Annotated in this window: 12 protein-coding genes and 1 pseudogene; 2 read left to right on the top strand and 11 right to left on the bottom strand. The window is 49.8% G+C overall.

Features of this window, described 5'->3' with window-relative positions:
* Nucleotides 1-38: 38 nt before the first annotated feature.
* Together fghA and RGU75_RS05555 are read right to left on the bottom strand one after the other, a co-directional pair.
* A complete protein-coding gene (gene fghA, locus RGU75_RS05550) occupies nt 39-902 on the bottom strand; it encodes an S-formylglutathione hydrolase (RefSeq protein WP_322233760.1) in 864 nt (287 codons plus the stop codon).
* Between the two features lie 20 nt (nt 903-922).
* On the bottom strand, nt 923-2029 hold the full coding sequence (locus RGU75_RS05555) for an S-(hydroxymethyl)glutathione dehydrogenase/class III alcohol dehydrogenase (RefSeq protein ID WP_322233762.1): 1107 nt from the start codon (nt 2027-2029) through the stop codon (nt 923-925).
* An 891-nt stretch (nt 2030-2920) separates the two neighbouring features.
* On the opposite strand from RGU75_RS05555, the pseudogene RGU75_RS23940 reads away from it, so the two are divergent.
* Nucleotides 2921-3100 (top strand): annotated as a pseudogene (locus RGU75_RS23940) (GAF domain-containing protein); the annotation flags it as partial.
* A 3-nt stretch (nt 3101-3103) separates the two neighbouring features.
* On the top strand, nt 3104-4528 hold the full coding sequence (locus RGU75_RS05565; RefSeq protein ID WP_322233766.1) for a sigma-54-dependent Fis family transcriptional regulator: 1425 nt from the start codon (nt 3104-3106) through the stop codon (nt 4526-4528).
* Between the two features lie 106 nt (nt 4529-4634).
* On the opposite strand, the gene RGU75_RS05570 is transcribed toward RGU75_RS05565, so the two are convergent.
* The 9 genes from RGU75_RS05570 to RGU75_RS05610 all read right to left on the bottom strand — a co-directional run bounded on the left by RGU75_RS05570 (nt 4635) and on the right by RGU75_RS05610 (nt 16180).
* The gene (locus RGU75_RS05570; RefSeq protein WP_322233768.1) at nt 4635-5648 is read right to left on the bottom strand and encodes an ATP-grasp domain-containing protein; all 1014 of its coding nucleotides are present in this window, start codon (nt 5646-5648) and stop codon (nt 4635-4637) included.
* A 104-nt stretch (nt 5649-5752) separates the two neighbouring features.
* Nucleotides 5753-6598, bottom strand: coding sequence for a hypothetical protein (locus tag RGU75_RS05575; protein WP_322233772.1), 846 nt, complete (start codon nt 6596-6598; stop codon nt 5753-5755).
* A gap of 47 nt (nt 6599-6645) precedes the next feature.
* Nucleotides 6646-7572, bottom strand: a complete 927-nt coding sequence (locus tag RGU75_RS05580; RefSeq protein WP_322233775.1) for a substrate-binding domain-containing protein — start codon at nt 7570-7572, stop codon at nt 6646-6648.
* Nucleotides 7569-8018, bottom strand: coding sequence for a cytochrome c (locus RGU75_RS05585; RefSeq protein ID WP_322233778.1), 450 nt, complete (start codon nt 8016-8018; stop codon nt 7569-7571). The genes RGU75_RS05580 and RGU75_RS05585 overlap by 4 nt, the downstream gene beginning before the upstream one ends.
* A gap of 106 nt (nt 8019-8124) precedes the next feature.
* Entirely contained in the window at nt 8125-9939 is a 1815-nt protein-coding gene (locus tag RGU75_RS05590; RefSeq protein WP_322233780.1) for a methanol/ethanol family PQQ-dependent dehydrogenase, read from the bottom strand.
* 846 nt (nt 9940-10785) lie between these two features.
* On the bottom strand, nt 10786-11187 hold the full coding sequence (locus RGU75_RS05595; RefSeq protein WP_322233782.1) for a hypothetical protein: 402 nt from the start codon (nt 11185-11187) through the stop codon (nt 10786-10788).
* 230 nt (nt 11188-11417) lie between these two features.
* Nucleotides 11418-12425, bottom strand: a complete 1008-nt coding sequence (locus tag RGU75_RS05600) for an aldo/keto reductase (protein ID WP_322240283.1) — start codon at nt 12423-12425, stop codon at nt 11418-11420.
* A gap of 153 nt (nt 12426-12578) precedes the next feature.
* A complete protein-coding gene (locus tag RGU75_RS05605) occupies nt 12579-13505 on the bottom strand; it encodes a transglutaminase family protein (protein WP_322233786.1) in 927 nt (308 codons plus the stop codon).
* Entirely contained in the window at nt 13505-16180 is a 2676-nt protein-coding gene (locus RGU75_RS05610) for a circularly permuted type 2 ATP-grasp protein (protein WP_322233790.1), read from the bottom strand. Before RGU75_RS05610 ends, RGU75_RS05605 begins: the two co-directional genes overlap by 1 nt.
* Nucleotides 16181-16383 lie beyond the last annotated feature (203 nt).

Raw genomic sequence — 16383 nt, forward strand, 5'->3', positions numbered from 1 at the left:
CAGCTTGTTAATAAATGGGATGGATATCGTTTTGCCGTTTACCGGGCGGCTCCATTTAGTTGTCGGTGGTGAAATCGCAGATGGTCCTCGACGAATGTCGAAATAAAGTAATAGCCGTGATCGTAGCCAGCTTGCCTGCGCAGCTCCAAAGGCTGGCGCGCCTTTTCGCACGCTGCTTCAAATGCTTCGGGAAACAGTTGGCTCGGCAAAAACTTATCGTTCAACCCTTGATCTATTAAAATTCCGCCAGGAAACGGCGCGGTCTGTTGTTCCATCAATAGGCTGGCGTCGTATTGCCGCCAGGTATGTTGATCGCTTCCGAGATATCCTGAGAATGCCTTCACGCCCCATGGACACTGTATCGGTGCGCAAATCGGTGCGAATGCCGATACCGATTTGAACAATGTGGGATTGCGCAGCGCCAACACCAGCGCGCCATGGCCGCCCATTGAGTGACCAGTAATACCAATACTGGAAGGCTGCACCGGAAGGTTCTCCTTGATCAATTCAAGCAGTTCCAGCACGTAGCTGTACATCCGATAGTGCTGCTTCCACGGCGTTTCTGTAGCATCCACATAAAACCCCGCGCCGAGACCGAAGTCCCAGCTTTCTGCCTCACCCGGAAAATTGGCGCCACGCGGACTGGTATCCGGCGCAATCAGCATCAAACCCTTTTCTGCCGCCACCCGCTGCGCACCGCCCTTGGTCATGAAAGTTTCTTCAGTGCATGTCAGGCCCGCTAAATACATCAAGGCGGGAACCTTGCCGTCACGCGCCTGTGGCGGCAGGAATACTGAGAACCGCATAGACAAACCGATTTCTTTAGAGTGATGGCTATAGAACCGTTGCACCCCGCCAAAACAGGCGTGTTCGCTGACGATCTCAAGTGTTGAAGTAGGCATTTGCGCTTCTTTCGCCACGATCAATACAACACAACGGATCGAATCGATTCACCGCTTTTCATCAGATCGAAGCCCTCATTAATCCGCTCAAGCGGCAAGGTATGCGTGATCAAATCATCAATGTTGAGTTTGCCTTCCATATACCAGTCAACGATTTTCGGTACATCTGTACGTCCGCGTGCACCACCAAAAGCGGAACCTTTCCATTCCCGTCCGGTAACCAGTTGGAACGGACGCGTGCTGATTTCTTGCCCTGCTGCTGCAACGCCGATGATGTATGACTGCCCCCATCCCTTGTGACAACATTCCAGCGCTTGCCGCATAGTGGTCGTGTTGCCGATGCACTCAAAGGAGTAATCCGCGCCGCCATCGGTTAATTGGATAATATGATCAACCACGTTGGCGACTTCTTTCGGATTCACGAAATGGGTCATACCAAACTTACGCGCCATTTCTATGCGACCCGGATTGATATCGACCCCGATAATTTTGTCAGCACCGACCATCTTGGCACCCTGAATCACGTTCAGCCCAATACCGCCAAGTCCGAACACGACCACGTTTGCGCCCGCTTCGACTTTAGCTGAGAAAACCACCGCGCCGACACCGGTTGTCACACCGCAGCCGATGTAGCATGCTTTATCGAATGGCGCATCTTCACGGATTTTTGCCAATGCGATTTCTGGTACGACGATGTAGTTGGAGAAAGTCGAGGTTCCCATGTAGTGGAAAAGCGGTTTTCCATCCATCGAAAAACGTGATGTCGCATCCGGCATCAAACCACGACCTTGGGTCGAGCGAATCGCCTGACACAGGTTCGTCTTCCGTGATAAACAAAATTTGCATTGACGACATTCCGGGGTGTATAGAGGGATAACGTGATCATCCTTCTTTACCGACGTAACACCGGGGCCGACATCCACCACAATTCCTGCACCTTCATGGCCTAAAATGGACGGGAAAATTCCTTCAGGGTCTGCGCCTGAGAGGGTGTAATAGTCAGTATGGCAAATTCCGGTGGCCTTAATTTCGACCAGTACTTCACCCTCTCGCGGTCCAGCCAGATCAACTTCTTCAATCGTGAGCGGCGCTCCGGCTTTCCATGCGACTGCGGCTTTCGTTTTCATCAGGTGGCTCCAATATATTCAATAGACGTATTCTGCTGTCCGCAAAAGGAGACAAATGGAAATCGGCTAAATGTTGGCTGAAAATGCCGCAATTCCGTCCGCATTTGCGTCCCATCCTTTCCAGCAGTTGGTTTTACTCCATACTGCAGGCAATTCAACGCGGTAACGACTATACGACAATATTAAATCGCTACGCGCAATCCACATTCAGTGGCAAGACGTCTTCTGACTGCGCAAGACGTCCTCACCATTGTATGCACCTTGATACTAATTGCTACGCTTCTGCATCAATAAATCCCCGCACTGCTCCGTAATTTGCACATCCCAGTCTTACAACTTAAAAACACTTCGCCCCTGCTTACCCCGTAGTTAGGGTAGTATTCAGTGACAAATAAAAAATTGCGATGACACATACGGGTTCGTTATACCCGACATAAGCAAAAAACAGTCCACAAAAAAAATAGGCATCTGACGGAAAGAATTCCGAAGCCGTCATCAGATGTTTGTAATAGGAGACAGCATGACAGTAGTTACCGCAAGCCACGTTAAACACGTGCGTTCGGTTGTCCAAAGAGGCATGCAACCGGATGGCCATATGATCGGAGATCCGATCGTTAATTCGTGGATACGATGTCTGAACGAATACAGTCTGGACCCGGATAACTGCGACGAACCTGTCGTCATCGGCAATGTTGAATTGCAGGAGCGACAGGCACGCTTAGCTGATGTTCAGCAAGTCGCAAAAATAGAAATGGCGAACCTCTATCAGCAGTTAGCGGGATCTGGCTACGCGATCATGCTGATGGATTGCGATGGCGTACTGCTCAATTATTTTGGTGATCCGAGCTTCACCCATGCGGCGTCTAAAACTGGCCTCATGCAAGGCGCAGTATGGAGCGAACGCTTGCAAGGTACCAACGGCATGGGGACGTGTCTGGTCGAAAAAAACCCATTATCGTGCATCAAAACGAACACTATCTGGTGCGGAACATCGGTATCAGTTGCGCCGCTGCGCCTATTTGTAATCATCAAGGCGATGTGCTGGCGGTACTGGATGCTTCGGGCGAATCGCGATTGGCGCAACAACACACGTTGGCGCTGGTCAACATGTCCGTGCAGATGATTGAAAATCGTGTATTCCTGCAACAGTTCAATAAAGAATACATCGTACGCTTTCATAACCGGCCTGAATTCGTCGGCACATTAAGCGAAGGCGCTATTGCATTCGATGGCGCGGGCACTATTTTGGCCGCGACCCGCTGTGCGCAATTCCAGCTTGGCGTTCGCTCGCCTGCCGATATCTACGGCCGCAATATTACGGAATTGTTTAATGTGTCGTTATCGGGATTGCTGGACAGCAGCCTGAAAAAAGCATTCCACCCGACACCTATTTTTGAAGTTCGCAGCGGCGCACGTTATTTCGCGGTGATCTATCCACCGGAACCGACGCATGGCGCATCGCGCATGGCGACCCTAAAGCGCGACGCATGCAAAGAGGCTTCCAGCGCCCGCTGTGCGCTCGATGAGCTGCATTTTGGCGACCAGGTGATGGCCACCAACGTTCAGGCCACCAAACGCGTCCTGGAGCGCGATGTGGGCGTGATACTGTGCGGTGAAACCGGAACCGGTAAGGAAATGTACGCCAAGGCCGCCCATCTGTCAGGCAGTCGGGCACAGCAACCTTTTGTTGCTATTAACTGTGCGTCGATTCCAGAGTCCTTGATAGAAAGTGAATTGTTCGGCTATAAATCCGGCGCATTTACAGGTGCGAGCAAAGACGGTCAACGCGGCAAGATTTTTCAGGCGAATGGCGGAACACTTTTTCTCGATGAAATCGGCGACATGCCGATGTCCCTTCAAGCGCGGTTGCTGCGCGTTTTAGAAGAGCGAGAAGTCATGCCGCTCGGCGCGGACAAACCCATCAAATTAGATATCCGGCTGATCAGCGCTACGCATTGTGATCTTCAGGAAAAAATTGCCCAGAATCTTTTCCGTGAAGATTTATATTATCGACTGCTTGGCTTGACCATTACGCTTCCACCGCTGCGCGAACGCACTGACCGACATGCGTTAATCAAACATCTTTTGGTTAAAGAAGGTGGTGGCGACGACAATGTCGAAATAGATGACGCACTTTTGTCGGTATTTGATCACCATCGCTGGCCGGGAAATATTCGCCAAATGCGCCACCTTTTACGCACGATGATTGCCTTGCGTGAAAGCGACGTGCTTTCCATCTGCGACCTGCCAGCGGGATTTTACACGGGACCGCTGCGTGTTCCAGGCTGCGATTGCGACTTTGCTTGTGATTGCGCGATGAGATTGGAAGTCGTCCGCAACCCCTTGGAGAATGCGGAAAGAGATGCACTTATCCAGGAGTTGGAACAACATAACTGGAACATCACCACATTGGCAAAACAACTCAAGATGAGCCGTAATACCCTGTATCGAAAAATGCGTCGACTGGACGTCAAGGATTTGGACAAAATATCGCTATAAACACTCCACACCAAGACTTATGATCATCAAAATGTAGTCGGATGCGCTTTAACGCAACCGGCTATTTTTTTAAACAGAGCAAATCTGCCTTGAGAATAGTATAGAACTAGTGAACATCGAATGCAGCGACATCAATACTCACGGCATCCGCTTTAAGCGTCGTCCTTAATAACGACTCCGCCCCAGTTTCGTTCAATAAATCAAGAATAAGTGCCACCGGATTACAACCAATTGATGCATGCAATCCGGCACATGAGGTAGTCATTTGGGGATTCACCTCAAGCACTATCGGCCCCGTATCCGTGAGAATAAAATCAACACCGACAAAGCCCCACAAACCGGGAATAGCAGCCGCAATCCTTTGCGCTAATCGGTCCAACTCTCCGCTAATATCCGTGAAACTATTGATCGTGCTACCAAGAAAATACAATTGGTTATCTCGTACGGCGATTCGCTGCTTGTTGTAACTTAACACCCGCGCTACGCCGTTGCAGCAAATCAACGAAAGACTGCACGGTTGTCCAGAAATGAAGGGTTGCATGATAAAGTCATCCTCGCTATTTTCTCTGATCCATGCGAGCGCCTTGAGAGGCGAGCTTAATATCCGGCTATTTCGGCAACCAGCGCCTTTGTCAGGCTTAACTACCCAGGCCGAAGGCACGATCTGCGTCGGAAAATCATCGCTTATCGTATAAGTATCAACGGTTCGAATACCTGCTTCGGCCAATATCTGGACAGTACGTAACTTGCTGGCGGACACATGAACAGCTTCCGGCGTGCACCCCAATAAAATACGATTATGCGACAACACTGAACGCGACAGGGTTTCCAATATATCGTCGGCTTCCGGCGCAATCAGCCATACGGCATCAGCGTCTTCTACACAATCGTTGAAATGCGATTCGACCTGTCCTGATATAGGAATGACGTTGGCGGACTGCGCCAGATCGATTTCCAGTAAACGGGCATCCAAGGTAGTGGTGACGTTGATGCCAGGAAGTGTGGAAAGATCAGTCATCAAAGCGCGCACTATTATCTCGCTCTGATGCATGTGAGTATGTTCCAGAGCGCGGTGCGCGAGGCCACCGCCTGACGCATAGTCAAACAAAAAAACTTTCATGGGGACACCGTTTTTTTAATTGTAGAGGGCTGGTCCATGCGCGGCCATTCAAAGATATCTTGTTTGTAATCGATTGTAGATCGATCAAAAACGCGTTAAAAGATTTAACGTTTACTTTTTTCTTCCTTAACCAAGGTTATGGATTCCTCCATTTGGCCGACTTTTCGCTGGGTCGATACATCAGTCAGAACCCCCGACAAAGACGATCCTATCTGATACACGCCACCTGCGATCTGGCTACTTAATATAAATACATAACGCTTGTTGACGTACTTTTCAAAGCGCGCATGCATGGGATCGTTGCGGTACGGCTGAACACTAATCTCCTGGCCATCCAATTTTTTTCCGTGGTACATAAACGTGATCGGGCGAACTTGTGCGGTATCTGCCAGCGCCATTCGAATCCGCTTACGGAAATAGTTTGTCGAACCGCCAGTCTCTTGTTTCATCTGGCCGATATCCGATTCTAAAAAACCCAGTAATAAAGGATTTCCTCTTGAATTTTCCACCTTCGGAATTTCCAGTTTCCGGGTTCCGGTTAAGAACCGCAGCGATACTGTCGACGATCCATCGGGATTGATTTTGGTCACATCCACGTGAATCTGATCATCCACAGCAGATCCGCTTTCATTCACTTTCCTGTAGGCATAAGTGAGGTCGACGGGCATGCGTATATTTTTTAAATGATCGGTTTGGAACAGCATTACCTCAGCAGGAGAAATCTCTTGCACCGGCGCTGAGGGCCTCGATGTTGCCGCGGTTTCTGCAGGTGCGGCCAATGACACTGACATTGACATTACAAGGACTGTGGGGACAAAAAAGGCCACGCACATCAGTTCTCGGATTGCGCTAAGCCGATGTCCGAAAAAAATTTGCATCTGTGAGTCCTTAACAATTAACGCTGATCGGAGCGCACGTAACATAAACAGCCCGCCTGCTGATTCATTCATCTTCATATCCACACGCCAGCACATATGAATCAGAGAATCAATAGCGGTTATTTCACCGTCATCAATAAATTACCCTGCGTATCAAGTAACGGCACGCCATACTGCTCAAGAATCGCTGTAATTTGTTTCTGATCTTTAATAATTAATTGATCGATACGGTCCTTGAATTCCTTTTCACCATAACGCGTCCCCATGGCAATACTGAAGTCCATCCGCAAATTCGGTTGCGATTTCAGTGGCACTGCTACGATCGGTACGAGCGATTTTTTCGCAAAATAACCGGCAATGGGTCCCCAAACAAAAGCAACATCAATCTTGCCGCTTGCCAAATCTTTTTCCACGATCTCTCCAGGATATTGATCTGGATCGCCGGTTTGGGTCTGATAAGACACCATCTGATCCGCTAGCCCATTTTTGAGCAACCAGTCCACCACCGGTGAACGCCCGAAAACGCCTAACTTCAGCGATTTGAGTTTAGTCGGGTCGAGCTTCAGTAAGTCATCCGGCGACTTGATGTCATCAAATCCCTTGCCCTTAACGTAGGCCATCGCATAAGTCGAGTGATAATAAGCCTGCGTGGTTGCCCCCATGTCAAAACCAACGGCGACCCCGGTCACCAGATCACACTCAAATTTATCCGAATCCGGCACCTTCTTTTTCAACGTATTACGTATGTAGCCCATCCGCTGCGGATACCACGTGTATTCAATTTTCCAGCCTAAGTCCTTCGCGAAAAGTTCCGCAATCTTGTTCTCGAACCCCTTCAAATCGCGGTTAGAAAAAGGCATGTTGTTCGGGTCCTGACAGACCCGCAACACTTTATCTTGCTCCGGCTCCGGATCGGCGGCATGCGCCGGAATCACGGCAAAAGCCGTTACCAAAAGAGCGCCGACCGCACCCAAGCGCCAGAATTTGGCGGGACGACCGATCACAGATATCTGGTCTGCTAGACCTGAACCTTGGGGGTTTTTCACTTTGGAATTTCCTTCAAGCTACCTGTATTAATAGCACCGTCGGAACGCCCTTTGAGGAATGCGTAAAGATTATCGATATTATCGACAACTTGTTTACTGCCATTGAAGTTGGGCATGCCTTTTTCCATTCGGCCAAGCAGCACCGTGGTTTTGAAGTCTTCCTTAGTCATGGTTTTAAGGCTATCCACCAGCGCCGGGCCGACCAGACCTTGTTGATTGGCGCCATGGCAACGTTCACATGCCATCGCTCTCCATGTATGCCAGCCTTTGAGAGTATTACTATCGACTTGATTGCCATTTACCACTGTATAAGGAGGCGCATCGGCTGCGCTTGCGGTGCCAACTGCACCGGCCAGTACCACGCCGACAATGGTTACCTGAACCACTGCATGAGAAGCTGCATAGAAGGCTGAATGAAGCGCTACTTGTATGGTGCGTATAGTCATTAAAGTCTTTCTAAACGGGAATTATCCTGGCACTGTACTGACATTCCGGCATGCCTGAATGTCAGTACCAATGTCCAGATTTGTCAATAGAACGATGCTACGGTAATCAAACGCCAGGTACGGCAAACACTGTCAAGACACCACCCAATTCAGTGTATTTGGCCAGATCTCTATAGCCGCCCACTGCGCCCAGACCTTCAGTGTCTTTCTCAAGACCTGCAGCCAGACCAATACCAGCCCAACCGCCGATGCCGGACAACACGCCGACGAACTGCTTGCCTTTATAAGTCCAGGTATGCACGTTGCCGATAATGCCGGAAGGCGTTTTGAACTTCCATAGTTCCTTACCGTTGGTATCGACCGCTTTCAAATAGCCTTCTAATGTGCCGTAGAAAATCACATCACCAGCAGTTGATAAGGCACCGCTCCATACCGAAAATTTCTCAGGCTTGGACCAGACAATTTTGCCCGTACCGGCATCCCAGGCGATGAAATTGCCCATGTGACCATTGCCCTTATCCTTCTCAGCCGGATACATCGAAAGCGTTGCACCAACATACGGTTGACCAGCTGTGTAGTCGACTGCAAACGGTTCGTAGTCCATACACACATGGTTAGTTGGTACATAGAACAAACCGGTTTTAGGTGAGAATGAAGCCGGTTGCTGATCTTTAGTACCGAGCGCTGTAGGGCAAATGCCTTTGATATTGACGTCAGGTCCTTGCTTATCGGTGCTGTATTTAGCATCAAGAATTGGACGGCCTGTTTTCATATCAACACCTGTGGCCCAGTTAACCGTTGGATCATATTTTTGCGCGACGAGCAATTCACCCGTAGAGCGATCCATCGTGTAAGCGAAGCCATTACGATCCATGTGCACCAGCGTCTTGCGGTCCTGACCCTTGACTTTGATGTTAGCCAGAATCATTTCATTGACACCGTCATAGTCCCACTCATCATGCGGCGTCATTTGGAACACCCACTTCGCTTTACCAGTATCCAGATCGCGTGCAAAAATCGTCATAGACCATTTGTTGTCGCCGGGACGCTGGCTTGGATTCCAGGTACTTGGATTGCCGCTGCCGTAGTAGACAAGATTTAGGGCTGGATCATAGCTATACCATCCCCATGTTGTGCCACCGCCGAGTTTCCATTGATCACCTTTCCAGCTTTTTAGCGACGAATCCTTGCCCACTGGCGCCATCTTGCCATCGGTCCAGGTCATAGTCTTCGCAGGGTCCATCAACATTTCATCATCCGGACCTGTGCTATACGCTTTCCAGACTTCTTTGCCGGTGTTGATATCAAAGGCAGCCAAACGGCCTCGTACACCAAATTCGCCGCCGCTGATGCCGGTGATCACTTTATCCTTGAAAATATGCGGTGCATTTGTCGTCGTCTCACCAATCTTTGGATTGCCTACCTTGACCTTCCAGAGTTCTTTACCAGTCTTGGCGTCAAGCGCTACCAAGGTGGTGTCAGCCTGTTGCAAAAACACCTTGCCGTCAGCGTATGCAACACCACGATTAACCGTGTCGCAGCACATTACAGGAATGACGCTGGCATCTTGCTTTGGCTCATATTTCCACTTAATCGTCTGGTCGCCGAGATTCAGTGCGAACACTTTATTAGGAAACGGACTATGGACATACATCGTGTCACCGACCACCAACGGACCACCTTCGTGCCCACGCAGAACACCGGTAGAAAAGGTCCAGGCGACTTGTAAATCCTTCGCGTTGCTCTTATTGATCTGCTTCAATTCACTATAACGCTGATTGGCGAAATTACCCGACTGCATAGCCCAGTTATTGGGATCTTTAGTGAGCGCTTCAATATCTGAGTTAGCGAACGCAAAAACCGGTACCGCGAGCAAAATGGCGCATTGCCACCAGCTTTTTAAGCTCTTTCGGGATGCCATGTGTAATCTCCTTGTTGATTTTTTTTAAGTAAAACTTCAACGAACCCACTTGCTGCCAATGTGCTGCCTGGCGATGAAATAGGAGGATTCGTTAGGGATCAAACTTCTACTTCCAAACGCATTTCTCTCCAAATTTCGAGTTACTCTCAGCATAGAACGTGCCAACAACCCGCAAAAAAGTCACTCCGTCGGGCGTATCCGACGGCGGCTCGCTCCAAACTCGGCGTTACGCCTACAAAGAACAAACGATGTTGCAGAGCACCATGTTCTGGTTGATGAACAGTTGGAAAATCAGTTTGCGTCACTTCCGTGTCATACCCTGTCGGCCGAACTGTCGATACCGCGTTTAAAACACAGTGGCGAAGCATTTGCCAATGAAACTAATAAAAAATGCGGAGACGTATAAGCCATGCATCGCTTATAGAGCTGAAATGAATTGGAGTGAAGTGAAGAGTAGTGGAACAGACCCGGTCCCGGCGATGATTGCTTCGCAGACGTAGCGGGAAACTATCTATCAAATACGCCCGGAAAATTGCGCCTAACGATTTACCAGCGGCAAATATCGTCTTTTGTTTCGCGCAGATGCCAGCAAAGAAACTACATCGTCGTGTTTAAACAACAGCGGCGGACACCGTTAATTGCCCCCGAGCGCTATTTCGCCAGGCGGTAATGAATTTGGTCGCAGCCCACTATAAAATGCCGAAACCGAGAGTGCACTAGTCGTCTGCCATCAGATCGTGGGCGATCAGAAATTGTCCATGCTTATGGTTGCCCATCATTGAGCGACGATCGTCTATGAATCGCCGACGATCAGCCTCACGTATAGTGTTTACGCGGTCGCATCAGCTATTGAACAAAACAGGCCTGATTAGCAGTTGCTTGAATTGTCTTGTATTTTTTTGCCATGGTTTTAACAATTTCCGGATCACGAAACTCCGACCCGCGCGCTCCACTCGCCATTTGCGGTCGCGCCGCTAGTGATATCTCGACGTATTCATCGTACTTAACCGCCTGCGCAACATTATCTATGGCACAAGAACATTTATATAAATACTCGTATTTTCCGGCATGATTTTTCATGCATTCAAGCACATATTCCATCCGGTCCGTGGTCGGAAAATCGTTGGCGTAAGCACTGATCGGAGCAGCAACCGAGGCGGGAATTGTCAGTAGTAAAAACAGGCGTAAAACCTTCATTTCATCTCCATTTATTTTATATTTCCATCTCAGGAAACAAAAAATATGCATATATCATGCCATGAGCTGATCTGTTGTGATGAGAGCTCAATCCATCGATCAAACAATTGTCACGCAGCTTTACCGAACAACTAACCATCAGGGATCGAATAGGAATAGGAATGAGAATGAGAATGAGAATGGGGTCGAGAAAGGAAAATGAGAAAGGGAGCTAAAAAAAGCAAAATTGAGGTGATGGAACCGCAAATACCGTAGCCGTTCCATCACTTTTGAAACGTTAATCAGCCAACAACCACACGGCCAAAAAATGGATAACCAGGATCGGTATAGCCAGGTGTTGATGCATGGCCCGGCGGCACCAGGCTATCGACTAAAGCCTCATCATCCATCGAAATTTTGACATCCACCGCTGCGTAATAATCGTCCATTTGGGCTAGCGTGCGGGGACCGGCAATCACCGAACTGATATGCCGATTTGCCAGTACCCAGGCGGTGGCAAACTGTCCCAACTGAATACCAAGTTCGTCGCTATGTTGCTTGAGGCGCTGTGCGATTTGTAGTGACTCTTCTCTGAATTCAGTTTCCATGATGCGCTTGTCGCCGCGACTTGCCCGCGTGTTTTCGGGTGGTGTCTGCCCCGGCAAATATTTGCCGGTCAATACGCCGCGGGCAATCGGGCTATAAGGCACAACGCCTAGTCCGTAATGCGCACAAGCTGGCAATATTTCAACTTCAGGCATGCGATTGAGCAGGTTGTAATACGGCTGGCAGACGATAGGGCCTGGGATGCCGTTTTTTTCGCACAGGCGCACTACTTCGGCAATACGCCATCCGCGAAAGTTGGAGAGACCGAATCCGCGAATCTTTCCCTGGCTAATCAAATCGCCAAGGGTGCGAACCGCTTCATCCAGATTTTCTTCGTGATAATCGCGGTGGAGATAAAGGATATCCAGATAGTCGGTCGATAACCGCTTCAAGCTGTTCTCGACTTCACTGATGATCCAGTGACGTGAGTAATGCGATTGATTGGGCTGGCTGCTCATCGGATTGCCGAGCTTGGTGGCAAGCACCCAGTTAGGGCGATCGGCAGCTAGCACCTTACCGACCATTTCTTCTGAAGCACCTTTGGTGTAGACATCAGCGGTGTCAATAAAATTAACACCATGCTCACGGGCTGAAGCGACAATCCGCTCTGCTTCGCCGATGTCGGTTTGGTCACCAAACATCATGGTTCCCAAACAAAGTGCGGAGACCTTCAGGTTGCTGTTGCCTAGGCGTCGATATTGCATCATGTTGTATCCTGTTTTGAGAGTAAGGAAAATCGGGGGGCATCCGATTTATTTGTATAAATCGGACAAAAATCGTATACGCATCTCGTATTATGCCGAAAAGACGCCAATACCGTCATTTCCCATCAAATCCAGTACCTTCATTACAGCTGTTTACACCCAGGATAACGGCGTGACCGTCACCTCAACATCCAAGGTCTGCTCACCGCCACCGAGCACGATGCCGCGCATCGGTGTGACGTCGCTAAAATCGCGGCCCCAACCCAAGGTAATATGCTCGGACTGTACGAGACAGCGATTCGTCGGATCGAAATCTATCCATCCAAGATCCGAACAGAAGACCGAGACCCAGGCATGGGAAGCGTCTGCACCGATCATGCGCGGCTGTCCGGCAGGCGGATGCGTGAGTATGTAACCGCTGACGTAGCGTGCGGGAAGGCCGATACTTCTCAAGCAACCGATCATCAATTGCGCAAAGTCCTGACAAACACCACGTCGCCCCTTTAGAACCTCATCCAATGGCGTAGAGATTTCAGTGGCTTTATCGTCGAATTCAAAGTCATCAAAAATACGCTGCGTCAAATTCAATGCGGCATCGAGCAATGCTCTGCCCGCCGTGTAACTAACGCGCGCGTACTGCTCCAACTCGGTGCTGAACTGAACATGCGGCGATGAGAACAAATAACGACATGCATCAAGCGCAGCAGCCGATTTATCTTGCCCGACACTATCGCGCAAACTTTCCCACGGAAGCGTGCCCTGAAGCTGCGCGAGTTGGTAGCGCGGCTTCAGTACGACAATCGACTCAGCGCGCACCGACAGCACTTTATGCGGCACAGTGATAGCAATATGACGCGTAATATTGCCAAAATAATCGCGGCCTTCGGAAACATCTTCTTCCCGTGGCTCAATATCGATCTTATGAGATTCAATGTGCTGATATAGAAACGTGCGCGGCGTCAAATGCAGGTATTGCTGCGACAGCGTCACCAGACTTTGATAGGTATAGCGCGTTTCGTGCACGACGCGAAAACGTGCGCCGGGAGCGCCGGGAGCGATAGTCGCTGGTGAATCGCTCATTATTTCTTCGTCCTGTCTTGATAGCTATCCGTGTAACTAAAAAATTTTACGCTGATTTGTTCCGACATGGCTTCGCTGGCGACTTGCATACGATGTAATAAATCGATCAAATGTGCATTGCCGCAATACAAATCAGTTTCCGGTGCCAACGTCAACAATTCGTCTTTTAGCGGAATTAATCGCTCTGCACCGCAAGGCCCGTAAGTGACCGCAATTTTTCTCAGACTTTTTAAGATGCCCTCAAGCTGAAACAGAATGGAACGTGGATTGGTCTCATCGAGTAACAACAAATCAAGCACCGGCAACCACTCTGGTTGTGCGCGATAACGGGAGCGGTAAGTAACAATACTGTCCGACAACTCAAGCAACCAATCGAGACTGCCGTTTGCATCCATCTCCAGCGCGCGCTGCAAAATAACGCTTTGAAACTGCAAGCGTTCGAGACGACGACCAAGAGACAGAAAACGCCATCCAAGATCGCGCGTCATACCATCCAAGGCAAAGCCAGCCATAGTCATCAAGGATGCTGTTGCGTCGTCCAGAATGGTCATCGCCTCCGCCTGAGACAACCTATGATCGTCACTGGTCTCACGCGGCACCATCCGGTTCAGGGCACGCCAATTGTCAACCGACAATCTCTCACGCAAGTGACTGGCAATACCATACAGTTGTTGCTGCTGTCGGGCCAGACCGGGAACATCTGGTGATATGACAGCACGTAATAAAGTGGATTCAATTTGCGCATCGCTGTAAATCGCTGTTGGCTTACTGACTACACTTTGGATTTGGCTTTGACGTTGACTTTGAATCTGGCTTTGGCTCTGCGTCTGGATTTGAACCTGCGTTTGAACCTGCGTTTGCATTTGACTATGATTCAAATCCGCTGTTTGGCTTGCTGCCGCAATGGCAACTGCCTCGGACTCCGATTCTTTCATGGGAATCAGATGGAAATAAATACACAATGATTCCACAGTCGGCCATTCAGCGCCGCGATAGGCGGGTCGAACATTGAACAAAATATTCAGCGTAACGCGCAACAGGCGAGCGACATTATCGCAGCGGTCAGCGTTGCGCCCAAACCAAAACAGATTTTCTGCCATGCGACTCGACAGGTGCGTATCATCGCGTACCAGATCATCAATGGTAGTCGTTCTTCTGGATAGACTTTGTGTTGCAATCTGCTCATTGCCTTGCACCCAGGTATCTTTGCTTCCGCCGCCACGTTGCATGGTGATAATACGTGCATCCGTTCCCGTCGCCGCGCGCGTCAACCCACCCGGCATGACTACATAACCCTGCGGCGTAGCGCAAGCATAAACCCGAAGACCAATGGCGCAAGCACTCAGTCCCTCCGATTTCCACACCGGACCTTGCGATAATCGCACCATTTCCTGTGCCACGTAATCGTGTGGTTTAGCACGCATTTTTGCGATAAAAGCAATTCGTTCGGCACCTTTAAGGTCTTGCCCAAACACTGGAAATTGGCGCGACTGCGGAAAGCTTGGCTTGATAATCAGCTCATCCATTTTTTCAATCACTTCCTCCAAAGCCGCTGGTTCGCCACACCACCAGGTCGCCACTGACGGCATTTTTAATGATTCACCGAGCAGGCGCTCACATAATCCCGGCAAAAATCCGAGTAGCGCACCGGACTCCAGCAAACTTGATCCAAGGCTGTTCGCAATCAGCACATTGCCGCGCCGCGCCGCCTCGGTTAACCCCGCCACACCCAATCCGGAGTCTGGCCGTAACTCAAGCGGATCGCAAAAATCATCATCAACTCGACGCATGATCACGTGCACACGCTGCATACCGGACAAGGTTTTAAGCCAAACGACACCGTTACGCACGGTAAGATCGCCGCCCTCGACCAGCGGCAAACCCAGATAACGCGCCAGATAGGCTTGCTCGTAATAGGTTTCGTTATAGGGTCCAGGCGTTAGCAGTACGATTAACGGTGCTTCACTGTTACGCAACGCCGGACCATTTTTGCCGCCATTGCCATTTTTTGCGCATAGCCGCCCCCAATGCGCAAGACTGTCGCGCATGGTATTAAAAAATTCAGTCAGGTGTTGAACCTTGAGGTCACGCAGCAAATCAGGAAAAGTACGCGCGATGATGGCGCGATTTTCCAGTGCATAACCGGCACCGGACGGTGCTTGTGTGCGGTCTGCCACTACCCACCAGTTGCCATTGGGCGCACGTGCAAGATCAACCGCGTAAAAATGCAAGGCGACCCCGTCGGGGTGCTGCATGCCGTGGCAAGGGCGAGAAAAGCCAGCATGACCATGGATCAATTCTGGCGGCAACAAGCCCTCTTCCAGCATTTTCTGGTCGCCATAAACGTCGCCCAGCAGCTGATTCATCAGAGTGGCACGTTGAATAACGGCCGCTTCAATGCCGCTCCATTCATCCTGCGGCAGAATTAAAGGTAAAACATTTAGATCCCAGGGACGTTGGATACCCTTGGAATCGGTATAAACGTTGTATGTAACACCATTTTCGCGCACCTGCTCTTGCACCGTTTCGATGCGTTCGCGCATCATGTAGGGTGCTTCTGCTCCTAAACCATCCAACAAAGCGCGCCAATGTGGACGCGGATGATGAGACGCATCCAGCATTTCATCGAAACTGTCTGGCGGAGCGCGGTAGCTTGCGAGTATTTGATTTAACATTTTGTCGCTTTTTCCTCTTCGAGCGATTCAATCGGTGTGCGGGGTCGCACAATAACACTATGCGCCCCCACACACCCGAATCTTAAGGATACGACCAATTGATTTTTTTCGTAAGCTACTGCGCAAGATGAATTCTGCGTTGCGCACTGGGCACAATCCTCATGCAGATCTTTACATGAGGATTGTTGTTCTCAAGGCTTCAC

This window comes from Glaciimonas sp. CA11.2, assembly GCF_034314045.1.
Classification (GTDB): domain Bacteria; phylum Pseudomonadota; class Gammaproteobacteria; order Burkholderiales; family Burkholderiaceae_D; genus Glaciimonas.

Coding starts and splice junctions, on each gene's coding strand:
- fghA (WP_322233760.1), bottom strand. CDS start 902: ATGCCTACTTCAACACTTGAGATCGTCAGCGAACACGCCTGTTTTGGC.
- RGU75_RS05555 (WP_322233762.1), bottom strand. CDS start 2,029: ATGAAAACGAAAGCCGCAGTCGCATGGAAAGCCGGAGCGCCGCTCACG.
- RGU75_RS05570 (WP_322233768.1), bottom strand. CDS start 5,648: ATGAAAGTTTTTTTGTTTGACTATGCGTCAGGCGGTGGCCTCGCGCAC.
- RGU75_RS05575 (WP_322233772.1), bottom strand. CDS start 6,598: ATGAATGAATCAGCAGGCGGGCTGTTTATGTTACGTGCGCTCCGATCA.
- RGU75_RS05585 (WP_322233778.1), bottom strand. CDS start 8,018: ATGACTATACGCACCATACAAGTAGCGCTTCATTCAGCCTTCTATGCA.
- RGU75_RS05590 (WP_322233780.1), bottom strand. CDS start 9,939: ATGGCATCCCGAAAGAGCTTAAAAAGCTGGTGGCAATGCGCCATTTTG.
- RGU75_RS05595 (WP_322233782.1), bottom strand. CDS start 11,187: ATGCATATTTTTTGTTTCCTGAGATGGAAATATAAAATAAATGGAGAT.
- RGU75_RS05600 (WP_322240283.1), bottom strand. CDS start 12,425: ATGCAATATCGACGCCTAGGCAACAGCAACCTGAAGGTCTCCGCACTT.
- RGU75_RS05605 (WP_322233786.1), bottom strand. CDS start 13,505: ATGAGCGATTCACCAGCGACTATCGCTCCCGGCGCTCCCGGCGCACGT.
- RGU75_RS05610 (WP_322233790.1), bottom strand. CDS start 16,180: ATGTTAAATCAAATACTCGCAAGCTACCGCGCTCCGCCAGACAGTTTC.